Raw genomic sequence first — 22,645 nt, forward strand, 5'->3', positions numbered from 1 at the left:
GGCAGACTCGGCGGCATGCAGTGGATCACCACCGAGATCGGCGAAGAGTTCGTGCGCGGTGCACTCGAGCTGGAACGCACGCCGCAGGGCTTGCTGCCGCACCGGCTGACCGCGCGGGCGCGGGCGCAGAACACCGACAGCAGGCTCGCGATGGCGGAGACCCAGCCGTCCGGCGTGCGCCTGGCGTTCCGCACCGAGTCGACGGCGATCGAACTGGACACCCACCGCACGAAGGTCGGCTACGTGGGCGTGCCGCCGTTGCCGGACGGCCTCTACGACCTGGTGCTGAACGGGCGTCCGGCAGGTTCCGCGACCGTCTCCGGCGGCGACGACCTGATCCTCGACATGATGAGCGGCGAGGGCGAAACCCGCCCCGGCCCGCCCGGCACGGTCCGGTTCTCCGACCTGCCTTCGGGCGTCAAGGACGTCGAGATCTGGTTGCCGCACAACGAAACCACCCGGCTGGTCGCGTTGCGCACCACCGCCCCGATCACTCCGCTGCCGCGCGCCCGGCGCGTCTGGCTGCACCACGGCAGCTCGGTCAGCCACGGCACCGGCGCGGCAGGCCCGTCGCAGACATGGCCCGCGCTTGCCGCCGCTGCCGCCGGGGTCGATTTGATCAACCTGGGCTTCAGCGGGAGCGCGCTGCTGGACCCGTTCACCGCTCGGGCTCTTCGCGACACACCCGCCGATCTGATCAGCGTGAAGCTGGGAATCAACATCGTGAACGCGGACCTGATGCGGTTGCGCGCTTTCGGCCCGGCGGTGCACGGATTCCTGGACACGATCCGGGAGGGCCATCCGGACGTGCCGCTGGTGGTGGTTTCCGCGCTGCTGTGCCCGATCCACGAGGACACGCCGGGTCCGGGAGCGCCGGATTTCAGCACGGGAACGCTCCGGTTCAAGGCCACCGGCGATCCCGCCTCCGTCGCGGAGGGAAAGCTGACGCTGAAGGTGATCCGGGAGGAACTGGCACGGGTCGTCCGCGACCGGGAGGATCCGGCACTGTCCTACGTGGACGGACTCTCGCTGTACGGGGAAGCGGATTTCGCCGCGCATCCGCTGCCGGACGCGCTGCACCCGGACGCGGCGACGCACCGGTTCGTGGGCGAACGGTTCGCCAAGCAGGTGTTCGGACCAGGCGGTCCCTTCGCCGGCTGAGGTGCGCTGCTAGTTTTCGAACCATGGCGGACCACACTCTCCGGACACAGCTGACCCACCCCGATCGCGGCGTCCTGCTGTTCGGCATCACGCCGCCCCGCCTCAGCAACACCCCCGAGCGGATCCGGGAGATCACCGCCGCCACCCTGGCACGGCTGAGCGACCTCGACGTCGACGGGCTCGCCCTGTACGACATCGACGACGAGAGCGACCGCAACCCCGAGGAGCGGCCGTTCCCCTACCTGCCGACCCTCGACCCGGTGCGCTACCACGCGGACTATCTCAGCGAGTGGGACCGTCCGGCGGTCATCTACCGGTGCGTCGGCAAGTACCCCGAGGCTGAGCTGCGGGACTGGCTGCGGAACGCCGACGCCGACCGTGTGCTGTCGGTCTTCGTCGGGGCTTCGTCGAAGGGCAAGGAGGTGCACACCCGGCTGTCCGAGGCACAGGCGTTGCGCCGGGAAGTGCGCCCCGACCTGCTCCTCGGCGGCGTCGCGATCACCGAACGGCCCGACGAGCACCTGCGGCTGATCGCCAAACAGCAGGCGGGCTGCGCGTACTTCATCTCGCAGGTGATCTACAGCGCCGACGCGGCGAAGAGCATGGTCTCCGACTACTTCTACGCGTGCCGAGAGCAGGGCCTCGACCCGAAACCGGTCCTGTTCACGCTCTCGGTCTGCGGTTCGGCGAAGACGCTGGCGTTCCTCAAGTGGCTCGGCGTGCACGTCCCGCGGTGGCTGGAGAATTCCCTGCGCCACGCGGACGACACGCTGGCCGAGTCGTATGACCAGTGCCTGGCGAACGCCCGGGAACTGGCGGCGTTCTGCCGCAAGCTCGGGATGCCGTTCGGGTTCCTCGTGGAGAGCGTGTCCATCCGGAAGGTCGAGATCGAGGCGTCAGTGGCTCTCGCGCGCGAGGTGAGCGGGCTGCTCGGCCGCAGCGCTACAGCGGATCCAACGCAGTGATCTTCCACCGCCTGGCAAGATCGTCTGCTGATCCAGGAAAAGCAGCAAACTCGCATCATCACGTGCAACGAACGAACCCCGATCGCCCGCACCGTCGTGGTCCGGACGAGCTTCTCAGTCGCCGCACGCTGCCGAGCTGCGGTGAACTGGCTCTGGTACTGCCCCACCGCCGAACCAGTCAACACGTCAGCCGCCGCGCGCAGTACGGTCCAAATTCGCGTAGCGACAGCAAGGTCGAGATCGAGGCATCGGTCGCTCTCGCGCGCGAGGTTAGCGGGTTGCTCGGCCGCAGCGCTACAGCGGATCCAGCGCAGTGATCTTCCACCGCCCGTCAGTCCGATGCGCAGTCACCGACAACTGCCCCACCGACGACTGAGGCGCACCACCACCCGGCAAGATCGTCTGCTGATCCAGGAAAAGCAGCAAACTCGCATCATCACCGTGCAACGAACGAACCCCGATCGCCCGCACCGTCGTGGTCCGGACGAGCTTCTCAGTCGCCGCACGCTGCCGAGCCGCGGTGAACTGGCTCTGATACTGCCCCACCGCCGAACCAGTCAACACGTCAGCCGCCGCGCGAGCAGTACGGTCCAAATTCGCGTAGTCGTAGGAAAAAAGCGCCTTAACCGCAGCACCGACCTGGTCGGTGACCTGCGATGTCGCCTCCGTATCGACCATCGCCTCGTCATCCTCAGGCTGCAGCAACGACGCCTGCACGCCGAACCACACCGCGCACGCCAGCGCGACTGCGGTCACTCCCGCGGCGATCGTCCGCCGGTTCACGAGCCCACCGCCTGGACGCCGCCGATTTTCCACGTGTCGCCGTCTCGCGCGAAGTCCACGGCCAAGCGCGCCTGTTTCGCCGAGGGCGCGCCGTCGCCAGTGCTCACGCGGACGTTCAGGACCGCGATCAGCCGGGCGGTTCCTGCCGAAGGATTCAGGTCGGTGACGGCGGCCTGCACCAGGGAAGCCGTCGACACGGTTTTGGTGCGTTTGGCGCGGTCGATCTGCAGTTGCCGGTCGCCGGAGAGGTCCTTGCCGTACTGCCCGGTCGTCGCGGCGATCCAGCGGTCCACGTCGACCGCGCTCGTGCGGTAGTCGATCGTGTTGAGCGTGACCAGTTCCGTGCTCGCGGCGGCCAGCACGGCGTCGCGCGCGCGGCCGCGGGCGAGGCTGTCGTCCTGCGCCGCGCTCCACCACGACCAGCCGAACCACGCGGCGGCCAGCACCGCGACGACGGCCAGCGCGGTCAGCACCCGTCCGCTCAGGAAGGAACCCTCAGCCGAATCAGCCATCACGAACCGCCCAGCAACGCCCCGAGCCCGCCCTTCAACGGCGCGGTCAGCTGGCCCAGCAGACCCGGCAGCTGCTGCTGCGAACCCTGGTCCGAAGGCGCGGAAGCCTTGGGCGCGGCCGGAATCGCGGGCGGCTTCCCCGCGTACGGCGCGTTCTGCGCACCCCGCACCTCGGTCGGGCTGCCCGGCGGCTCCGCGCAGTAGGCGTTCATGTTGACCGGCGCTTCGCTCGTGTCGTTGGCCGGACGCTGTTTCGTGCCCTCGTACCCCTTCGTGCACGAATGCGGATCGAAGAAGTTGAACACCACGCCAAGGTGCCCGGTGCCGTCCGGCGAGGTCGAAGGCGAGAACGCCGAGATCACCGGGTACGCCACCAGCAGCTCCTCGATCGCGTCCTTCCGCATCGACGTGACCTGCGCGGTGGTGAGCGAGTTCGCGAACAGCACCCCGAGGTCGGTCCCGGACGTCGCGAGCACGTCGCTGATCTGCCGGCTCAGCTGCGGAGCCTCGTCGATCACCTTGCGCACCGCCGGATCCGACGACTTCAGCTGTCCGGCGATCGTCTTCAACCCGGACGCGAACGCCGTGATGTTCTGCGCCTGCCGCTCCTGCGTGGCGAAAACCGTGCGCGAATTCGCCAGCAACCCCTGCGTGTCCGGCACGTACTGGGCAGCCGTCGCGGTGAGCGAACTGGTGCTGTCCAACAGTTTCTGCAGCTGCGGGCCGGAACCGGCGAACGCGTCGTACGTCTCGTCCACCACGGTCTTCAGCGATTCCGGATGGACGCTGGCGACCAGTCCGTCGAGATGCGTCAGCACCGAATCCGGCGTCGCGGGCAGCGAGGCGCGGTCCTGCGTGATCACCGCGCCGTCCTCCAGGTACGGCCCGGATTCGCGGTCCGGCAGCAGGTCCACGAACTGCTCGCCCACCGCCGACCGGTTCGCGACCTGCGCGTGCAGCGCCGACGGGATGTCCGGGCCGCCGGAGTCGATGTCGAGCCGGACGTCGATGCCGTGCGGCGTGAGCGTCATCGCCCCGACCCGGCCGACCGTCACGCCGCGGTACGCGACCTCGGAGTTCACGAACACCCCGCCGGAGTCGGGAAGCTGGAGCGTCACGTGATAGCCGCGGTTGCCGAAAATCCGGTCGAGACCGGCGTAGTGCCCGCCCGCGTACGCCACCGAAACGACGGCGATCGCGAAGAACACCAGCAGCTGGATCCGGACCTTGCGCGTGTTCATCAGCCGCCTCCCACCAGACCGCCGAGCAATCCGCCCAGCACCCCGCCGTAGCCGGGCTTCGCGCCGCCCGTGGCGGGGGTGTTCGGCAGCGGCAACGGCAGCTGCGGCATCCCTTGCCCGGCAACGGGCGGGGCGGCGCCGGACGTCGAGGGCGTCGGCAGCTGGAACGGCGGCTGCGACGAGTTCGTGAAGTTCTGCACGAGCTTGTCGAGATCGAGGTTGATCCGCGCGTCGACGTTCGCGTAGTCGCCCTTGATCACGTTGCCCGCGTAGTCCGGGAACGGGTAGGTCAGCAGGATCCGCAGCGCGTTCGGCAGGTCCTGGCCCGCCGCGCTGAGCTGGCGCAGCGTCGGCTCCAGCGCCTTGAGGTTCGCGACGAGCTGGTCACGGCTGCGGTTCACCGTGTCCACCGCGACCCCGGACAGCTTGTTCAGCGCGTTCAGCATCCCCACCAGCTGGTCGCGCTGGTCGGCGACGATCTTCAGCCCGGGCGCGAGTTTGTCCAGCGCGGTGGCGAGATTCTGCTTCTGCCCGACGAGCGTCGTGGACAGCTTGTCCAGCCCGTCGATCGCGCGCAGGATCTCGCCCTTGTGCCCGTCGAGCTGGGTGGCGAGTTCGTCCACCCGGGACAGCAGCGCGCGCATCTGCGGTTCGTTGCCCGACAGCGCGTCGTTGAGTTCGTGGCTGATGTTCTGCAGCTGGTCGACGCCGCCGCCGTTGAGCAGCAACGACAACGCGCCCAGCACCTCTTCGATCTCCGGGTTGCGGTTCGTGCGCCCGAGCGGGATCTGCGCGCCGTCGGCGAGTTTGCCCGCCGGTTTCTCCGCGGTCGGCGCGCTCAGCTGCACGAACTTCTCGCCGAGCAGGCTGGACTGGCGCAGTTCGGCGTGCGCGTTGGCGGGCAGCTGGACATCGCCGTTCACCGTCATCGACACGAGCGCGGACCGGGTGTCCGGGGTGAGCGCGATCCGGTCGATCCGGCCGACCGCGACGTCGTTCACCTTCACGTTCGCCTGCGGCACCAGGTCCAGCACATCGGTGAACAACGCGGTGACGTGATACGGGTGGTCGCCGACGTCCGGGCCGCCGGGCAACGGCGTCGAGTACAGCCCGTTGAACCCGCCGTCGCTGCACCCGGCGAGCACCAGCACCCCGGCGAGCACGCCCGCCAGCCGTTTCCGGAGGCGTTTCACTTGGCGCCTCCGGGTTTCTGCGTCAGCACGTCCGACAGCGGCAGCGGCAACGGCGGCAGCTGGCCGTTCTGCAGGGAGTTCAGCGCCTGCGGGATCGACGGCAGCTTGAGCGTGCCGTCGAGCACCGGCGCGAGCTTCTTGCAGATGTTGCCGAGTGTGTCCGGCAGCGGTTTCGGCGTGCCCGCGCTGATCAACCGGCAGACGGTGAGGATCGGCGGGTTGGTGATCTCGTTCAGGTTGTCGCGCACCGCGATCGTGCCGGACGCCGCGTCGTAGGTGTTGATGAAGTTCGTCGCCCCGGTCGGCGCGATGTCGAGCACCTCGGCGAGCGCGGCGCGCTGGTCCACCAGCACCTTCGTCAGCGACGCCAGTTTGGCCACATTGGACGAAAGCCCGTTCTTGTTGTCCGCCACGAACTGTTTCACGTCCTGCAGCGACGTCGACAGCGATTCGAGCGCGGCCCCGACGTCGTGCGAATCGTCGGCGAGGAAGCCGCTGACGTCCGCGAGCCGCTGGTAGAACTCGTTCAGCTGACTGTCGCTTTGCGACAGTGCGGAGGTGAAGGAGTTCAGGTTCTTCACCGTGGAGAACAGGTCGTCCTTCGAATCGTCGAGCGTGCCGGCCAGTTCGGCGAGCCTGCTGACGGTCGAGTTCAGGTCCTTGCCGTTGCCCTTGAGGTTGGCCGCGGCGGTGTCCAGGAGATCGGAGAACGCGCCGTTTTTGTTGGCCCCGTTGGGTCCCAGGGCGGTGGACAGCTTGTCGAGGCTCGCGTAGAGGTCGTCCAGTTCGACCGGCGTCGCGGTTTTGTCGCGCGCCAGCACGGTTCCGCTCGCGAGCGTCGGGCCGCTGTCGTACGCCGGGGTCAGCTGGACGTACCGGTCGCTCACCAGGCTCGGCGACACGACGACCGCGCCGACGTCCTTCGGGATCGGGACGTCGTCGTTCACCTTCATGTCCACGCGCACCGCTTGGCCTTGCGGCGTCACCGCGGTGACCTCGCCGACCGCCACGCCCAGCACCCGCACGGACGAACCGGCGTACAGGCCGACGGTCTTCCCGAAGTACGCCGAGATTTTGGTGCCGCCGGTGTCGCGCAGCACCAGGTAGATGCCCGCGGTGAGCAAAAGCGCTGCCACACAAGCGAAGCCAAGCCAGGTGACCAGACTCCGTCCGGCGCGAGTTTCGACAGTCATCGTCCACCCACCCCCTGGTCAGGCGCGGAGATCGGCGGCGTGCAGCCCTCCGGATTGATCGAGATCCCGCCTGCCGTGATCGTCGGCGGCAGCAGACCGCACAGGTACCCCTCGAACCAGCGCCCGTTGCCGGTCGCGTTCGCGCCGACCCGGGCGAACGGGGCCATCAGCTGCAAGCTGCGGTCGAGGTTGCCCTGGTTGCGCTGCAACACGTCGGTCACCTTCCCGAGCGCGGCGAGCGTCGGCCCGATCTGCGTGCGGTTGTCCGCGACCAGCCCGGACAGCTGCTTCGAGATCTCCTGCGTGCCCTTGAGCAGCGTGCTGATCTGCTCGCGGCGCTGCTGCAGTTCGCTGAGCAGGAGGTTGCCGTCGCTGATCACCTGCTGCAGCTGCGCGTTCCGGTCGGACAGCGTCTTCGAGATCTTGCTCGTGTTGGACAGCAGCGCGTGCAGATCGGCGTCGCGCGAGGACACCGTCTTCGACAACGCCGACAGCCCGGACAGCGTGTCCTTCAAGTACTTCGGACTGTCCTTGAGGGAATCCGACAGCGCGGTGAAGCTCTGCGCGAGCTGCTGCGTGTCGATGTCGCCGACCGTCGTGGACAGCTGGTTGAACGCGTCCTGCAACTGGAACGGCGTCCGCGTGCGCTGCACCGGGATCGTGTCGCCGGGCTTCTGCGTGCCGCCGCCTTTCGTGTCCAGCGCGAGGTACTTCTCCCCCAGCAGCGTCTTGATCTCGATCGACGCCGTGGACGCGTCGCCCACCCGCACGCCCTTCACCCGGAACTTCACGAGCACCTGCTTGTGCCCGAGCTCCACCGACGTCACCTGCCCGACCTTGACGCCGGCCACCTGCACCTCGTTGTCCGGCGCGAGCCCGGCGGACTCGGCGAACGCCGCGGTGTAGGTGGTGCCGCTGCCGAACATCGGGATGCTGTCGGAAAAGTACGTCACGGCGGTCACCAGCACGATGAGCACGAGCGTCACCGCGCCGACGCTCGCCTGGTTCCGGTCCTTCAGTCGTTTCACGGGCCACACCTCGGCGCGCGTTCGGTGCCGGGGATCGGCACGATCGGCAGCGTCACGTCCAGCGAGGAAATGCCGATGGTGCCTTCGATCCCGCACAGGTAGTAGTTGAACCAGCTGCCGTAGCTCAGGGTCCGGGTGAACTTCTCCAGGTTCCCCGGCAGCACTTGCAGCAGATGCTCGACGAGCGGCTGCGCGTCGTTGAGGTTGTTCGCCAGCTTCCCGAGCTGGGTCACGTCCTGCTGCACGGCGGGACGGGCGTCGGCGAGCAGCCCCGCGGTCGCGTTGGTGAGGTCGCCGAGCGCGCCCACCGCGTCGCCGATCGGCTTGCGCTGCTCGGCCAGCCCGCTCACCAGCCGCTGCGTCTGGTCGACGAGGTCGCCCAGCTGCGGGCCGCGCGCGTTGACCGTGCTGAGCACCTGGTTGAGGTTGTCGATGACCTGCCCGATCACCTTGTCCTTGCCCGCGATCGACGTCGTGATCGACGCGGTGTGCGACAGCAGGCTGGTGATCGTGCCGCCCTCGCCCTGGAACACCTGCACGATCTCCGCGGAAAGCTGGTTGACCTCCTTCGGGTCCAGCGCCTTGAACAGCGGCTTGAACCCGTTGAACAGCACGGTCAGGTTCAGCGCCGGCTTCGTGCGCTCCGGCGGGATGGTGTCGCCGGGAGACAGCGTGTCGCCGCCGCTGACGTCGGTGCCGAGCGAGAGGTAGCGCTGGCCGACGAGGTTGCGGTACTTGATGGTCGCGGTCGCGAGCGAGGGCAGCTTGTACGCCGATTCGACGAGGAACCGCACCTCGGCGTAGTTCTGCTCGCCCTGGTCGACCCCGATCGTCTCGACCTGGCCGACCTTCACGCCGGAGATCCGCACGTCGTCGCCTGCTTGCAGGCCGGACGCGTCGGTGAACTTCGCGACGTAGGAGGCGGTGTTGCCGAAGTTCGTGTTCGCGATCGTGGTGGCCAGGATCCCGGTGAGCAGCACGGTGACCACGGCGAAAATGCCGATCTTGATCAGCGCGGGAACGAACGACCTCATTTCAGCTCCACCTCCGCCCCGCGGTACAGCGGCCCGACCAGCAGCGCCGACCAGCCCGGCACGTTTTCCGGCGCGGTGTTCAGCGTCGGCGAGGCGAGCAGGTCGAGCAGCTTCTGCTCGTCGGCCGACCCGACGATGCTCGGCGCGCCGCCGGTCGACCCGGACCCGCCGGGCAGCGGGCCGTTCGTGAAGTCGCTGGGCAGCGTCCCGTCCGGATCGTGCGGCGGCGCGGGCTTGCTGGCCCCGTCCTTCACCGCGCCGTCCGGCGGATACTGCGGCCAGCGCCCGGGTTTCGGCACCTGCGGATAGCAGCGCGGGCCGCGTTTGTCGTCGTACTTCGGCTCGTCGACGCCGGGCAGGTACTTGCCGCGGCTCGCCGAGAACTCGATCGTCACGCGGCTGACCTCCGGATGCGCGGTGCCCTTGCCGAACGCCAGCTCCGCGTTCGGCACCGTCCCGGCCAGCTGCTTGAGCAGGCACGGGTATTCCGGCGCGTACTTCGCGAGCACGTCGAGCGTGGGCTGCACGGCGGTGGTGAGGCGGATGATGTTGTCCTTGTTCACTTCCAGGAAGCGCGTCAGGTCGGTGGCGGTGCCGGTGACCGAGGAGTACAGGTCGGTCAGGCCGCGCTGTTTCTCCACGATGGTCTGCGTCGTCGTGGTGAGATCCGCCAATGCCTGCAGCGCGTCCGGCGCGGCCTTGTCGTAGATGCCGGAAACGTTGGCCAGCCCGGTGATGTCCGCCTTGAGATCGGGCAGCGACGGGTTGAGCTTGCCGAGGTAGTCCGACAGCTGGGTCAGCGTCTCGCCGAGCTTCTTGCCGCGTCCGTCCAGCGCGGTGGACACGGCGTTGAGCGTGCTGGACAGCTTTTCCGGCTGCACCGCCTGCAACAGCGGCATGACGTGGTTGAGCACCTGCTCCAGTTCGATCGCGGTGCTGCTGCGGTCCTGCGGGATGACGTCGCCCGCCTTGATCGGCCGCTGCGGCCGATCCGGCAGCTGGAGCGCAACGTACCGTTCGCCGAACAGGGTTTTCGGCAGCAGCCGCGCCGAAACGTTCGACGGGATCACGTCGGTCTTGTCCGGCTGCAGCGCCAGTTCGAGCTCCGCGTGGTCGCCGACCGGCCGCACGTCGCGGATCTCGCCGACCAGCATGCCGCGCACCTTCACGTCGCCGCCGACGCGCAGCTGGCTGCCGACGTGGTCGGTCTCCAGCTTCACCATCGTGACCGGCGTGAACACCTTGCGGTACGCGGCGATCGTCGTGGTGAAGAACAACGCCGCCACGACCAGGAACACCAGCCCCAGCAGCTGGTACTGGAGCCGTTTGCGCAACTCTCGACGGGTGCTCATCCGGATATCCGCACTGTCGTGTTCGCGCCCCAGATCGCGAGGCTCAGGAAGAAGTCCAGCACCGAGATCAGCACGATCGACGTCCGCACCGCGCGGCCCACCGCGATGCCCACCCCGGCCGGTCCGCCGGACGCGGTATAGCCGTAGTAGCAATGGGAAAGGATCACCAGCACGCTGAACACGATCACCTTGGCGAACGACCACAGCACGTCCTCCGGCGGGAGGAACAGCGTGAAGTAATGGTCGTAGGTGCCCGCGGACTGGCCGTAGAGCCAGATGGTGATCTGCCGCGACGCGAGATACGAGGACAGCAGGCCCACCGCGTACAGCGGGATCACCGCGGTCACGCCGGCGAGCACGCGCGTGGTGACCAGGTACGGCATGCTCGGCACGGCCATCACTTCGAGCGCGTCGATCTCCTCGGAGATCCGCATCGCGCCGAGCTGGGCGGTGAACCCGCAGCCGACGGTGGCCGACAGCGCGAGCCCGGCCGACAGCGGTGCGACCTCGCGGGTGTTGAAGTAGGCGGAAATGAACCCGGTGAGCGCGGCGGTGCCGAGCTGGTTCAGCGCCGAATACCCCTGCAGGCCCACGATGAGGCCGGTGAAGAGCGTCATGCCGATCATCACGCCGAGCGTCCCGCCGATCACCGCGAGCCCGCCGGTGCCGAAGCAGACCTCGGTGAGCAGCCGCGTGGTTTCGCGGCCGTAGCGGCGGATCGTGCGCGGCGACCAGGCGAGCGCCCGGCCGTAGAACGACAACTGTTTCCCGAGTCCCTCGAGGCTCGCGCCGGGGCGCGCGATGATCTCCAGCGTCCGGTCGGACGCGCGCGTCTGCTCGATCGGTTCGGCCGTCATGTCACAACGCCTTCGGGGGCACGACTTTGAGGTACACGGCGGTCAGCACGACGTTGATCAGGAACAGCAGCAGGAAGGTGATCACCACCGCCTGGTTCACCGCGTCGCCGACGCCCTTCGGCCCGCCCGCCGGGTTCAGCCCGCGGAACGCGGCGACCACGCCCGCGACGAAGCCGTACAGGAACGCCTTGATCTCGCTGATCCAGAGGTCCGGGACCTGCGCGAGGGCGTTGAAGCTGGCCAGGTACGCGCCGGGCGTGCCGCCTTGCAGGACCACGTTGAAGAAGTAGCCGCCGAGCACGCCGACCACGCTGACCAGGCCGTTGAGCAGCACCGACACCACGATCGCGGCGAGCACCCTCGGCACCACGATGCGCTGCACCGGGTTGACGCCGAGCACTTCCATCGCGTCGATCTCTTCGCGGATCTTGCGCGCGCCGATGTCCGCGCAGACCGCGCTGCCGCCCGCTCCGGCCACCAGCAGCGCGGTGATCAGCGGGCTCGCCTGCTGCACGATGGCGAGCGCGCTGGCCGCGCCGGTGAAGGACTGCGCGCCGATCTGCGTGGTCAGCGATCCGAGCTGCAGCGCGATGACCGCGCCGAACGGGATCGCGACCAGGGCCGTCGGAAGAATGGTCACGCTCGCGAAGAACCAGCACTGCTGGATCCATTCGCGGAACTGGAACGGGCGCTTGAAGATCGCCCGCAGGACCTCCCAGGACAGCGTGGCGAGCCTGCCGACCTGGGTCAGCGCCGCGGTGCCCGGGAGAGTGACCGAGCCGCTTCCGCCCACCGCACCTCCCAGTAGTCACCCCCGAGTCTTGCCCATCCCCGCCCGCCGATTTCGGTTAGCGGTGTTCACTCCCGTCCCTTCAGCCCCCGGCGGTCACCCTAGGCGCACCAGCACCCGGCCTGCTCACAATTTCAGCGCGTGCGTGGCGGTGGCCCCGCCGTCGGCGACGAACTCGCCGCCGGTGCAGTACGAACTCTCGTCGCTGCCGAGGAACACCAGCAGCGGCGCGATCTCGTCGGCGCGGCCCACCCGGCCGAGCGCGACCTTCTTGCCCACCCAGGACACGTCCACGTCCGCGCCCGCCGCGTCGGACACCATCTTCGTGTCGATCATGCCCGGGTGCACCGAGTTGACCCGGATCCCGCGCGCGCCCAGCTCCAGCGCGGCGACCTTGGTCATCCCGCGGATCGCGAACTTGGTCGCGGTGTAGGCGACGAGGAACGGCATCCCGGCCAGACCCTCCACAGAGGACACGTTGACGATGGAGCCGCCGCCGGCCCCGGCCATGGGTTCAACGACCGAGCGCATGCCGAGAAACGCCCCGATCTGGTTGATCCGCACGACGCGTTCGTATTCGGCGAGCGGCGTCTTCGCGAGCTCCGAAAAGTACAGCACCCCGGCGTTGTTGACCAGCACCGTCGGCGGTCCGAACTCGGTCACCGTGGTCTCGACCGCGGCGGTCCAGCCGTCCTCGTCGCTCACGTCGAGATGGCAGAACACCGCCGCCTCGCCGAGTTCCGCGGCAAGGGCTTTGCCTTCGTCGTCGAGGACGTCGGCGATCACCACCTTCGCGCCCTGCGCGACGAACGCTCGCGCGGCGGCGGCGCCCTGTCCGCGGGCCGCGCCGGTGATGAGGGCGACCTTGCCGGACAGCCGGTGCTCAGTCATGCGTCCTCCGGGTTCAGGGCAGCGAAAGCAGATCGGTCGCGGCGAACATCCGCTCCGGGTCGCGGCCGGCGAAGTGCCCGCCGACCTTTTCGGCGAGTTCTGCGGTGGTCCAGGCACCGTTCGCGGTGTCGAACCGCTCCTCCACCGACGGCGGTTTCAGCAAGGCGACCATGCCGCCGTGCACGACGAAGACCTGGCCGTTGATCGCGTCCGCCTCCGGCGAGGCGAGGAATGCGACAAACGGAGCAACGTGCTCTACCGACAACGGATCGAGCCCGTCCTCGGGTGCCTCGCCGAAGACATCCGCGGTCATCGCGGTGCGGGCGCGCGGGCAGATCGTGTTGGCGCGCACGCCGTACTTCGCGAGCCCGCGCGCCGCGGACATGGTGAGCGCCGCGATCCCGGCCTTGGCCGCCGAGTAGTTGGGCTGGCCGGGCGAACCGACCAGGAACGCCTCGGACGCGGTGTTCACGAGCCTGCCGTACACCGGCTGACCCTCCATTTTGGAGCGATCGCGCCAGTACGCGGCGGCGTTGCGGGACAGCAGGAAATGCCCGCGCAGGTGCACCGCGATGACCTTGTCCCAGTCCTCGTCGGACATCGAGAACAGCATCCGGTCGCGAAGCACGCCCGCGTTGTTCACGACGATGTCGAGGCTGCCGAAGTGGTCGACCGCGGCCGACAGCAGTTCCTTCGCGGTTTCGGCCGCCGAGACGTCCCCGGCCACCGCGAGCGCCTTGCCGCCCTGCTTTTCGATCTCGGCGACGACATCTTTCGCCTCGCCGATGTCGTTGACCACGACGGACGCGCCTTCGCGGGCCAGCGCGAGCGCCTCGGCCCGGCCGAGCCCCGCTCCGGCCCCGGTGACGACAGCGACCTTGCCTTCGAGCGTCATCGAACCGCTCCAGCCCGGTCGCCGTGCGTGTTCCCTGCGGTCGGTTCCACCCGCGAGCCTCCTCGTCGAAGCCTGCCTGACGCAGCACAGACTAGAATCTGTTCTCGTATTGAGCAAGCCCCGATTAACCGGTCGTGAACAGGGCGTTCTTCGGGCAGTTCGTCACCGCTTGCGAAACACGTTCTACTTCTTCCTCCGGAACCGGCCCGATCACCAGGTTCTCGTCGTCGTCGAGATCGAACACCTCCGGCGCGAACCCGACGCAGACCGCGTTCGCCTCGCAGAGCGACCGGTCGACACTGACCTCCATGCTTCCTCCCGTCCGCCACTCCTGGTACAACTAGAACAGGTTCTAGCTTACCGCCGGGGCCCGGTACGACACCACAACGAGACCGGCGGGGTGGAGGTGACGGGTGCGGATCGACTACACGCCGCGGCAGCGGGAACTGGCCGCTGAGCTGCGGGAGTACTTCGCCGAACTGATGACCCCGGCGCGGCGGGAAAGCCTCGCCGCGCCCGGCGGCGAGTACGGCGACGGCTTGGCGTACAAGGAAATCGTGCGGCAGCTCGGCAAGGACGGGTGGCTCGCGCTGGGCTGGCCGCGCGAGTACGGCGGCCAGGACCGCAGCATGCTCGACCAGCTGATCTTCACCGACGAAGCGGCGGTCGCCGGGGTGCCGGTGCCCTTCCTGACGGTGAACACGATCGGCCCCACGATCATGCGGTTCGGCACGCCGGACCAGAAGGCGTTCTACCTGCCGAAGATCGCCGCCGGCGAACTGCATTTCGCGATCGGCTACTCCGAACCGGGCGCGGGCACGGACCTCGCGTCGCTGCGCACGCGGGCGACCCGCGACGGCGACGAGTACGTGGTCAACGGGCAGAAAATGTGGACCAGCCTGATCGAGTACGCCGACTACGTGTGGCTCGCCGCGCGCACCGATCCGGAGGCGCGCAAGCACAAGGGCCTGTCGATCCTGATCGTGCCGACCTCCGCGCCGGGGTTCTCCTGGACGAAGGTGCACACCGTCGCCGGCCCGGGCACCAGCGCGACCTACTACGACGACATCCGCGTGCCGGTCACGTCGCGGGTCGCCGAGGAGAACGCGGGCTGGCCCCTGATCACCAACCAGCTCAACCACGAACGCGTCGCGCTGACCTCGGCCGCGCCGGTGCGGAAAGCGCTGGCCGACGTCGTGGAATGGGCGCGCGCGGAGTCGCTGACCGACCGCGAGTGGGTTCGGACGCATCTCGCGCGCGTGCACGCCTACGCGGAGTATTTGAAGCTGCGGAACTGGAAAATCGCCTGGGCGGCCGCGGCCAGCGAACTCGGCCCGGCGGAGGCGTCGGCGACCAAGGTGTACGGCACCGAGATGGCGATCGAGGCGTACCGGCTGCTGATGGAGGTGGTCGGCGCGGCCGCCGTGGTGCGCGACGGCTCCCCCGGCGCGGTGCTCGCGGGACGGCTGGAACGGCTGCACCGCTCGGCCTTGATCCTCACTTTCGGCGGCGGCACCAACGAAGTGCAGCGCGACATCGTCGCCGCCACCGCCCTCGGCCAGCCCGTGACCCGTTAATAACCCGACCAAAAGTAGGCCGACCCCCCACACGGCACGTAACCGTTGCCACGAAAGCCATTCGGCCGTGGCTGTGGTCGGGTTATTAACAGTCTGCACAGTAAGGAGTTCTCCTGGTGGACTTCTCTCTCACCGAAGCACAAACCGACCTCTCCGCACTGACCCGGCGCATTCTCGCCGACCAGGTCACCGCGGAATCGCTGGGCCCGCACGGATCCGGCGGTTTCGACGCTCCACTGTGGACCACCCTGGCCCGCTCCGGCGTCCTCGACGCGGCCCTGCCCGAGACGGTGGGCGGCGGCGGTTTCGGCTTGCTGGAACAGTGTTCAGTCCTGATCGAGATCGGCCGCGCGGTCGCCCCGGTCCCCTATCTGTCGTCCGTCGTCCAGGCTGGCTCGGTGCTCACCGATCCATTGCTCGCCGAGCGCTGGCTGCTGCCGGTTTCGCGCGGTAAAGCCGTGCTCGCGGTCGCTTTGGGCGGTTCGTTCCTCGCTTCAGACGGACGCCTCACCGGTACGCAGACCGCGGTCCCCTTCGCAGCCTTCGCAGACGCCTTATTCGTCGAAGCCAACGACGGCGTGTACATCGTCGAGAAGGACGCTTCCGGGGTCTCGATCGAAGCGCAGTCCACCACGGACCACGCCGACGCAGCTTTGGTGACGCTGTCCGACACCCCCGGAGTCGCACTCGGTGACGTCGGCGAGCAACTGCGCCTTCGCGGCACTCTCGGCGCTTGCGCGCAGCAGTTGGGCGTCTTGGAACGCGCGCTCGAACTGACAGCTGCGTACACGCGTGAGCGCAAACAGTTCGACAAGGTGCTGGGCAGCTTCCAAGCTGTCCGACACCGGCTCGCCGACGCGTACATCGACGTCGAAGCCGTACGGCTGACGCTGTGGCAGGCAGCCTGGAAACTCTCCGAAGGCCTCCCCGCCGCCGCTGACGTGGCCACCGCGAAGTTCTGGGCCGCCGAAGCCGGACACCGCGTCGCGCATACCGCAGTGCACCTGCACGGCGGCGTCGGCATCGACGTCGAGCACCCCGTCCACCGCTACTTCGCCGCCGCGAAGCGCCTGGAGTTCACCAGCGGCGGCGCGACGGAGCAACTGCTGGGTCTCGGCGAACTGGTGGTCAGTCCACCGGCGTGATGTGCCGCAGCCGACGCGGTCCGGTATCCGGCCGCGTCGGCGGTGCGCCGACCACCAACCGCGCGTTGGCGACAAACGCCCCGTCCGGCGACGCGAGGATCGGGTCCAACGCCAACGACCGCACCTCCGGGTTGTCCTCCGCGAGCGCCGCGACGCGCAACACCATGTCCTGCAACGCCGCGAGGTCCGCAGGCTCGTCACCGCGATACCCGGTCAACAAGGGCGACGTACGCGGCTCCCGGATCAGCGTCGCCGCGTCAACGTCCGTCAACGGCACCGCCCGATACGCGCGGTCTCCGAGCAGCGTGCTGACCAATCCCGACAGCCCGAACGAAACCAGCGTGCCGAACGACGGGTCGTCCTGCAGCCCAATGGCGCACGACAGCCCCTTCGGCGCCATCTGTTGCACGTACACGTCTTCGTCGCCAGACACCGCACACAGGTCTCGGTACGCGACACGTACGGACTCTTCGGACATCAGGTCAAGCCGTACGCCTGCGAAGTCCGGCCGCCCGCGCAGCCGCTCGTCGACGGCCTTCAGCGTGACCGGATACCCCAGCTCCGCCGCCGCGGCCACTGCCTTGCTTTCGCTGGCCGCCACCCGGAACGGCACCACGTCCACGCCGTAACAGCTGAGCAGCCGCACCACGTCGTCGTCGGAGAGCAGCGTCGAACTGCCGTCCTCCGGCAGCAACTCGCGCACGATCTCCTGCGCCTGCTCCACGTGCAGACCGCTAGGCCGCACCAACGTCCCCTGCGGCCGCTGCCGCCACGCGGCGTACCGCACGACGCGCGCCAACGCGTTCACCGCGCGCTCCGGACTCGAGTACGACGGAATCGACCCACGCGTCGGTACCCCGTCGTCCGAAAGCACCGCCAACTCGTGCGGCACGCCTTCCGCGGCGAGGAACGTCGAGACGATCGGCTTCGACTGCTTCACCTCCGACACCGCTTCGCGCAACGCTCGTGCGTACGCGGCCCCAGGAATCGCCACCGGCGGCGCGAACACCGCGATCAAGGCGTCGGTATCCGGCGAATCCAACGCCTCCCGCACCGCCGTCGCGAACTCGTCCGGCCCAGCCTGCGGCCCGATGTCCACCGGATCGAACGCGAGCCGCAACCCTTCCGCACGGGCGGTGTCGGCGGCCAGCAACCCGATCGCACTGGAGTTCCCGACAATCCCGATCCGCGGCCCCGCCGGCAACGGCTGATGCGCGAACACGAGCGCCGTGTCGAACAGCTGCGCCAACGACTCGACCCGTACGACGCCAGCCTGCTCGAACAACGCCTGCACACTGGCCTCGTCGACCTCCGCCGACGTCGCCGCGAGCTGCGGCCGCACCGCATGCCGCCCCGACTTCACCGCGACGATCGGCTTCGACCGCGCCAACCTGCGCGCCAGCCGCGCGAACTTGCGCGGGTTGCCGAACGATTCCAGATACAGCAACACCAGATCGGTATCCGGATCGGTTTCCCAGTACTGCAGCAAGTCGTTGCCGGACACATCCGCCCGGTTGCCCGCCGACACGAACGTCGACAACCCCAGCCCACGCGACCCCGCGTCGGCGAGAATCGCCGTCCCCAACGCCCCCGACTGGCAGAAGAACCCGGTCCGCCCCCGCTTCGGCAACCGCGGCGCGAGCGTCGCATTGAGCCGCACGTCCTTCGCGGTATTCAACACGCCCAGCGCATTCGGCCCGACCACGCGCATCCCGTGCGCCCGAGCCTCGCCGACCAGCCGCAACTCCGCGTGCAACCCCAGAGGCCCCGACTCCGCGAACCCGCCAGACACGATCACGAGCGTCTTGACGCCCTTGGCCAAACAAGCGTCCAGCACGGACTCGACGGCCTCCGCCGGAACCGCCACCAACGCCAGATCCACCGGATCCGGAATGTCCAGCACCGACGGATACGCCCGCACCCCGCGCACCGACCGATGCTCCGGATTGACCGGATACACCGCCCCCGCGAAATCGGCCGCGAGCATGTTCGCGAACGCGACATGCCCGACCTTGGTGGGATCGGCGGACGCCCCGATCACCGCCACCGTGTTTGGATGAAGCAGATTGTGCACACTCCGCGCCTCCGCGGCTTGCTCCCGCGACCGCGCAACGGCGAGCGACTCCTCCGTCGGATCGATGTCGAACTCGAGATGCAGCACGCCTTCCTCGATCGCACGGCTGACCTGGTAGCCCGCGTCGCGGAACACGCGCACCATCGCCGCGTTCTCGCTCAACACCTCGGCGACAAACCGCCGCAACCCGCACTCCGATGCCGCGGCGGCGAGATGCTCCAGCAGAATCGACCCGAGCCCGCGCCCCTGATGCTTGTCGTCGACAACGAACGCGACCTCCGCCGAAGGCCCGTGATCGAGCCGCTCGTAACGCCCCACCGCGACCACGTCGTCCCCGAGCAAGGCCACAAAAGCAACCCGATCGTGGTGGTCCACAGTGGAAAACCGCTCCAGATCCCGCGGCGGGATGCGAGGATAGGCACCGAAATACCGGAAATACCGGGTGCGGTCGGAGAGCCTGCTGTGCAGGGCCACGAGCCCGTCAGCGTCGCTCGGCACGACGGGTCGCAAGTGGACAGTGCCGCCGTCGGAGAGGACTACGTCGGCTTCCCAATCGCGGGGGTAGTCGTAGGGATCACGCTTCCCATCGGGGGTGGGGCTCGCGTTCTCCCCCGACGCGCTGCCGCCCGGCTTCGCTGCCGCAGACTCTTCAGGCGTCGTCTTGCCTTCTGCTGCAACGGAATCCCCTGCGGAACCAGGCTGGTCCGACTCCGCGCCACCCGCAGCCGGGTCCGCGGCTGGCTCGCCCCGGCCAGGCCCGCTTGGCGAACCGCTTTCTCCGTGCCCGCCCTCCGCAGCCGACGCAGCCGCTCCGGTAGGCGTTCCGGCCGCGCTGGGCCCGTCCGTCGCGTAACGAGCGGCGTGCCCGGAAGCGCCGCCGGAATTCGGGCCATCGGTTCCGCCGGGACCGCTCGTCGGGTGAGTGCCGGGAGCGGGGTCGCCCGGGCCGGGGTTGCCGGGGCCGGGGCGGCGAGGTTGGTCGGGCATGGTCAGTCCCTCGGATCGTCCGGGTCGAGGCCGTGCAGCGGGAAGATCGCGCGGCGGGTGTCGCGGATCGCGATGTCCACCGGGTCGTCCGCGTCGTCGCCCCACGGTTTGAAGGCGGTGTCCTTGCCGTCGGTCATCGCGGCGGGGAGGTCGGCGGCCGGGGCGGCGCGGCGGACCGTCGAGACCCAGCCGGGCGGCAGTGGCGTTTCCGGCGGGACGTCGCGGTCCAGCACGGTCGCCATCAGGTGCGTCCACGAGCGCGGCACGACGCGGATCAGCTGGTATCCCCCGCCGCCGACGGCGAGCCAGCGGCCGTTCGCATAGCGTTCGGCCAGGTCGCGCAGCGTGGAGTAGATGGTGCGGTGGCCGTCTACCGACAGGGACATGTCGGCCATCGGGTCTTCCTCGTGCGAGTCCACCCCGCACTGGGTGACCAGCAGCTGCGGCTGGAACTCCTGCAGCACAGCCGGAACCACCGCGTCGAACGCCCGCAGCCACCCGGGATCCTGCGTATGCGGCGGCAGCGGGACGTTCACCGCGGTGCCCGCTGCCTTGCCCTTGCCGACCTCGGCGGAGTAGCCGGTGCCGGGCCAGAGCGTGAACGGGTGTTGGTGCATCGAAACGGTGAGGACGCGCGGGTCGTCGTAAAACGCGGCCTGGACACCGTCGCCGTGGTGCACGTCGGTGTCGACGTACGCGATGCGGTCGAAGCCGTGGTCGAGCAGCCACGAGATGGCGATCGCGCAGTCGTTGTAAATGCAGAAACCGGACGCGTGATCGCGCATCGCATGGTGCAGCCCGCCCGCGATGTTGACCGCCCGCCGCACCTCGCCGTCGGCGATCTTGCGCGCGGCGAGCAGCGTCGAGCCGACGACCAGCGCGGTCGCGTCGTGCATCCCGGGGAACACGGGATTGTCGTCGGTGCCGAGCCCGTGCCCGACGTCCCACCCGACATCCGGCGCTTCCCGCACGGCGGCCAGGTACTCGGGTGCGTGCACGCGGAGCAGTTCCTCGTCGCCCGCGGCGGTGGGCACGAGCAGTTCGACGCCGTCGAGCACGCCCAGCTCAGTAGCGAGCCGCACGGTGAGGTCGAGCCGGACGGGGTTGAACGGATGCTGCCCGCCCAGGTCGTACTTCAGCAGCGACGGATCCCAGACAACTGCAGGCGACGACATGCTTCGCACTGTACTTCCCCGCCACGCCCCGAGCCGGGTTTCGCGGCGGGGCAGGACTCACCCGCGCGTCACTCCGCATCGCCTCCCCGAGTTACGCAGCAAGACAGCCTCGGCTGCGCGTCATGCCCTAAGCCGGATTTCGCGGCCAGGCAGGTTTCAGCCGCGCGTCCAGACGACGCCGCGTGCTTCGTATTCGAGCATCTCCTCCAGCCCGGCCGCCGCGTCGGAGCCGAGTTCTCGTTTCACCAGCCACAGGGCCAGGTCCAGCCCGCTCGTGATGCCACCCGAGGTGACCACGTCTCCGTCGTCGACCACGCGGGCTTTCTTGAGCACGCCGCCCTGCTGAACGAGCGTGTCGACCGCGCCGTGGTGTGTCGTGCACGGGCGGCCGCGCACCAGTCCGGCCGCGCCGAGCAGCAGGGTGCCAGTGCAGAGCGACGCGAGCGTCAGCCCTTTGCGCGGCGCGGCCGCGAGCGCGTCTGGCAGCACCTTGCGGTCGATCTCCGCCCAGATGCCCGGGCCTTTCCGCTTCCCGTAACCGCCGCCCGGCACGACGATGACGTCGGCGTCCTGCGGTGACCAGCCGCGCTCGACCTCGACCTTCGTCCCGTACGCCGCGCGCACGACGCCCGGCCCGTCCACGCGCACGTATGACACGTCCGTGCCGCGCTTCGCGTGCATGCCCGCTGCGGAGAACACCTCGTACGGACCGGCGAAGTCCTGCTCCTCGACGCCGTCGAACAGCACGACCTGGACCCGCAACGGTCGACGCTCGGCCGTTGCCCCGGTCGTCGCCGCAGCCTCGGCCGGCAACGCAGCCATCGCCGCTCCGGCTGCCGCCGACCCGCGCAGGAATGTTCTCCGCTCCATGAACGCCGCCTCTCGCCTGGAAAAGCCTTCCGGACGAGAAGTCGGTGCACGGCGCGGAAAGTTCCGGCGGAGTCAGCCGCGTTCTGGACCGGTGGCCGCGGGACGCTCCGGATCGCGCGACCAGTGCGACCACGACCCCGCGTACAGCGCGGCCGGCTCCGGATGCCCGGCGACCTCCAGCGCGAGCACCACCGACGACGCCGTGACGCCCGAACCGCAGTAGGCGCCGACCGGGACCCCGTCGGCCAAGCCCAGCGACGCGAACCGCTCGGCAAGCTCGGACGGCGACTTCCAACGCCCGTCCGCACCGGCGTGCTCGGACGACGGCGCGCTGACCGCACCGGGGATGTGCCCGGCACGCGGGTCGACGGGCTCGGTATCGCCGGTGTAGCGGACGTGCGCCCGCGCGTCGAACAGCACGCCTTCGCGAGCGAGCGCCGCCGCGTCGTCCGCCGACAGGACCGGCATCGCGCCCGGCCGGACCTCGATGTCGCCCGGCTCCGGCGAAGGCACTTCGGTCGTCACTTCCCGCCCCTCGGCCAGCCACGCTGCGTAACCGCCGTCGAGCACCGCGACCTCCGGATGGCCGACCCAGCGCAGCAGCCACCAGGCGCGCGCGGCGACCGAACCGTCGGCGTCGTCGTAGACGACCACCGGACGCCCGGCCCGGACCCCGGCTTTCCGCAGCTCACGCTGCAGCACCGCCGGATCGGGCAGCGGGTGGCGGCCGCCCTCGCCGGGCGGCGCGGCCAGCGCCGTGTCGAGGTCGGCGAACACCGCCCCGGGCACGTGTCCCTCCTGGTAAGACTCGGCTCCCGGCGGTCCGCCGAGCCGCCAGCGGACGTCCAGCACGACAGGACGGTCTCGGTCGGGGAACGCGGCGAGCTCAGCGGGCGAAATCAACGGTCGCATGCCCCCATCC

20 protein-coding genes and 1 pseudogene are annotated in these 22,645 nt (G+C 69.2%); 4 read left to right on the forward strand and 17 right to left on the reverse strand.

The window, feature by feature from the left end:
• Window positions 1–15 precede the first annotated feature (15 nt).
• Together FKO37_RS37845 and FKO37_RS37850 are read left to right on the forward strand one after the other, a co-directional pair.
• Complete coding sequence (locus FKO37_RS37845; RefSeq protein WP_238607586.1) at window positions 16–1,161, forward strand: GDSL-type esterase/lipase family protein; 1,146 nt, start codon at window positions 16–18, stop codon at window positions 1,159–1,161.
• A 23-nt stretch (window positions 1,162–1,184) separates the two neighbouring features.
• On the forward strand, window positions 1,185–2,126 hold the full coding sequence (locus FKO37_RS37850; RefSeq protein WP_238607587.1) for a methylenetetrahydrofolate reductase: 942 nt from the start codon (window positions 1,185–1,187) through the stop codon (window positions 2,124–2,126).
• A gap of 294 nt (window positions 2,127–2,420) precedes the next feature.
• On the opposite strand, the gene FKO37_RS37855 is transcribed toward FKO37_RS37850, so the two are convergent.
• From FKO37_RS37855 to FKO37_RS37915, 13 genes are all read right to left on the reverse strand, one after another.
• Complete coding sequence (locus FKO37_RS37855) at window positions 2,421–2,909, reverse strand: hypothetical protein (RefSeq protein WP_238607588.1); 489 nt, start codon at window positions 2,907–2,909, stop codon at window positions 2,421–2,423.
• Window positions 2,906–3,421 (reverse strand): hypothetical protein, encoded by a 516-nt coding sequence (locus FKO37_RS37860; RefSeq protein ID WP_238607589.1) that lies wholly within the window; start codon window positions 3,419–3,421, stop codon window positions 2,906–2,908. The genes FKO37_RS37855 and FKO37_RS37860 overlap by 4 nt, the downstream gene beginning before the upstream one ends.
• Window positions 3,421–4,662 carry an MCE family protein gene (locus tag FKO37_RS37865; protein ID WP_134730198.1) on the reverse strand — a complete coding sequence of 414 codons (1,242 nt, stop codon included), beginning with the start codon at window positions 4,660–4,662 and terminating at the stop codon, window positions 3,421–3,423. The genes FKO37_RS37860 and FKO37_RS37865 overlap by 1 nt, the downstream gene beginning before the upstream one ends.
• Window positions 4,662–5,855, reverse strand: a complete 1,194-nt coding sequence (locus FKO37_RS37870) for an MCE family protein (RefSeq protein WP_134668586.1) — start codon at window positions 5,853–5,855, stop codon at window positions 4,662–4,664. The genes FKO37_RS37865 and FKO37_RS37870 overlap by 1 nt, the downstream gene beginning before the upstream one ends.
• Window positions 5,852–7,048 carry an MCE family protein gene (locus FKO37_RS37875; protein ID WP_238607590.1) on the reverse strand — a complete coding sequence of 399 codons (1,197 nt, stop codon included), beginning with the start codon at window positions 7,046–7,048 and terminating at the stop codon, window positions 5,852–5,854. The genes FKO37_RS37870 and FKO37_RS37875 overlap by 4 nt, the downstream gene beginning before the upstream one ends.
• Window positions 7,045–8,076 (reverse strand): MlaD family protein, encoded by a 1,032-nt coding sequence (locus FKO37_RS37880; RefSeq protein ID WP_167754205.1) that lies wholly within the window; start codon window positions 8,074–8,076, stop codon window positions 7,045–7,047. The genes FKO37_RS37875 and FKO37_RS37880 overlap by 4 nt, the downstream gene beginning before the upstream one ends.
• A complete protein-coding gene (locus FKO37_RS37885) occupies window positions 8,073–9,110 on the reverse strand; it encodes an MCE family protein (protein ID WP_043829092.1) in 1,038 nt (345 codons plus the stop codon). Before FKO37_RS37885 ends, FKO37_RS37880 begins: the two co-directional genes overlap by 4 nt.
• Entirely contained in the window at window positions 9,107–10,462 is a 1,356-nt protein-coding gene (locus tag FKO37_RS37890; protein WP_238607591.1) for an MCE family protein, read from the reverse strand. The genes FKO37_RS37885 and FKO37_RS37890 overlap by 4 nt, the downstream gene beginning before the upstream one ends.
• Entirely contained in the window at window positions 10,459–11,319 is an 861-nt protein-coding gene (locus FKO37_RS37895; protein WP_009075203.1) for an ABC transporter permease, read from the reverse strand. Before FKO37_RS37895 ends, FKO37_RS37890 begins: the two co-directional genes overlap by 4 nt.
• Before the next feature lies 1 nt (window position 11,320).
• Window positions 11,321–12,112 (reverse strand): ABC transporter permease, encoded by a 792-nt coding sequence (locus FKO37_RS37900; protein ID WP_037353718.1) that lies wholly within the window; start codon window positions 12,110–12,112, stop codon window positions 11,321–11,323.
• 123 nt (window positions 12,113–12,235) lie between these two features.
• The gene (locus FKO37_RS37905) at window positions 12,236–13,000 is read right to left on the reverse strand and encodes a glucose 1-dehydrogenase (RefSeq protein WP_238607592.1); all 765 of its coding nucleotides are present in this window, start codon (window positions 12,998–13,000) and stop codon (window positions 12,236–12,238) included.
• A 13-nt stretch (window positions 13,001–13,013) separates the two neighbouring features.
• On the reverse strand, window positions 13,014–13,895 hold the full coding sequence (locus FKO37_RS37910; protein ID WP_037809817.1) for a 3-oxoacyl-ACP reductase: 882 nt from the start codon (window positions 13,893–13,895) through the stop codon (window positions 13,014–13,016).
• A 124-nt stretch (window positions 13,896–14,019) separates the two neighbouring features.
• On the reverse strand, window positions 14,020–14,205 hold the full coding sequence (locus tag FKO37_RS37915; protein WP_037809816.1) for a ferredoxin: 186 nt from the start codon (window positions 14,203–14,205) through the stop codon (window positions 14,020–14,022).
• A gap of 103 nt (window positions 14,206–14,308) precedes the next feature.
• Between FKO37_RS37915 and FKO37_RS37920 the strand changes: the two genes are divergently transcribed.
• Window positions 14,309–15,472 carry an acyl-CoA dehydrogenase family protein gene (locus FKO37_RS37920; protein WP_037809815.1) on the forward strand — a complete coding sequence of 388 codons (1,164 nt, stop codon included), beginning with the start codon at window positions 14,309–14,311 and terminating at the stop codon, window positions 15,470–15,472.
• A gap of 116 nt (window positions 15,473–15,588) precedes the next feature.
• Window positions 15,589–16,617, forward strand: a complete 1,029-nt coding sequence (locus FKO37_RS37925; RefSeq protein WP_238607593.1) for an acyl-CoA dehydrogenase family protein — start codon at window positions 15,589–15,591, stop codon at window positions 16,615–16,617.
• On the opposite strand, the pseudogene FKO37_RS37930 reads toward FKO37_RS37925, so the two are convergent.
• The 4 genes and pseudogenes from FKO37_RS37930 to FKO37_RS37945 form a co-directional block, all read right to left on the reverse strand.
• Window positions 16,601–19,270: pseudogene (locus FKO37_RS37930) on the reverse strand (GNAT family N-acetyltransferase); the annotation flags it as partial. The gene FKO37_RS37925 and the pseudogene FKO37_RS37930 sit on opposite strands and share 17 nt — an antisense overlap.
• 410 nt (window positions 19,271–19,680) lie before the next feature.
• Complete coding sequence (locus FKO37_RS37935; protein ID WP_037809812.1) at window positions 19,681–20,853, reverse strand: acetoin utilization protein AcuC; 1,173 nt, start codon at window positions 20,851–20,853, stop codon at window positions 19,681–19,683.
• A gap of 156 nt (window positions 20,854–21,009) precedes the next feature.
• Window positions 21,010–21,723, reverse strand: a complete 714-nt coding sequence (locus FKO37_RS37940; protein WP_134730210.1) for a DJ-1/PfpI family protein — start codon at window positions 21,721–21,723, stop codon at window positions 21,010–21,012.
• 72 nt (window positions 21,724–21,795) lie between these two features.
• The gene (locus FKO37_RS37945; protein ID WP_134730212.1) at window positions 21,796–22,635 is read right to left on the reverse strand and encodes a sulfurtransferase; all 840 of its coding nucleotides are present in this window, start codon (window positions 22,633–22,635) and stop codon (window positions 21,796–21,798) included.
• Window positions 22,636–22,645: the final 10 nt, after the last annotated feature.

The sequence above is a fragment of the Amycolatopsis sp. Poz14 genome (assembly GCF_006704225.1).
Lineage (GTDB): Bacteria > Actinomycetota > Actinomycetes > Mycobacteriales > Pseudonocardiaceae > Amycolatopsis > Amycolatopsis nivea.

Bases quoted from the DNA above. Each gene is read 5' to 3' on its own strand.
- FKO37_RS37845 (WP_238607586.1), top strand. From the start codon at position 16: ATGCAGTGGATCACCACCGAGATCGGCGAAGAGTTCGTGCGCGGTGCA.
- FKO37_RS37850 (WP_238607587.1), top strand. From the start codon at position 1,185: ATGGCGGACCACACTCTCCGGACACAGCTGACCCACCCCGATCGCGGC.
- FKO37_RS37860 (WP_238607589.1), bottom strand. From the start codon at position 3,421: ATGGCTGATTCGGCTGAGGGTTCCTTCCTGAGCGGACGGGTGCTGACC.
- FKO37_RS37865 (WP_134730198.1), bottom strand. From the start codon at position 4,662: ATGAACACGCGCAAGGTCCGGATCCAGCTGCTGGTGTTCTTCGCGATC.
- FKO37_RS37875 (WP_238607590.1), bottom strand. From the start codon at position 7,048: ATGACTGTCGAAACTCGCGCCGGACGGAGTCTGGTCACCTGGCTTGGC.
- FKO37_RS37885 (WP_043829092.1), bottom strand. From the start codon at position 9,110: ATGAGGTCGTTCGTTCCCGCGCTGATCAAGATCGGCATTTTCGCCGTG.
- FKO37_RS37890 (WP_238607591.1), bottom strand. From the start codon at position 10,462: ATGAGCACCCGTCGAGAGTTGCGCAAACGGCTCCAGTACCAGCTGCTG.
- FKO37_RS37895 (WP_009075203.1), bottom strand. From the start codon at position 11,319: ATGACGGCCGAACCGATCGAGCAGACGCGCGCGTCCGACCGGACGCTG.
- FKO37_RS37905 (WP_238607592.1), bottom strand. From the start codon at position 13,000: ATGACTGAGCACCGGCTGTCCGGCAAGGTCGCCCTCATCACCGGCGCG.
- FKO37_RS37910 (WP_037809817.1), bottom strand. From the start codon at position 13,895: ATGACGCTCGAAGGCAAGGTCGCTGTCGTCACCGGGGCCGGAGCGGGG.
- FKO37_RS37915 (WP_037809816.1), bottom strand. From the start codon at position 14,205: ATGGAGGTCAGTGTCGACCGGTCGCTCTGCGAGGCGAACGCGGTCTGC.
- FKO37_RS37935 (WP_037809812.1), bottom strand. From the start codon at position 20,853: ATGTCGTCGCCTGCAGTTGTCTGGGATCCGTCGCTGCTGAAGTACGAC.
- FKO37_RS37940 (WP_134730210.1), bottom strand. From the start codon at position 21,723: ATGGAGCGGAGAACATTCCTGCGCGGGTCGGCGGCAGCCGGAGCGGCG.
- FKO37_RS37945 (WP_134730212.1), bottom strand. From the start codon at position 22,635: ATGCGACCGTTGATTTCGCCCGCTGAGCTCGCCGCGTTCCCCGACCGA.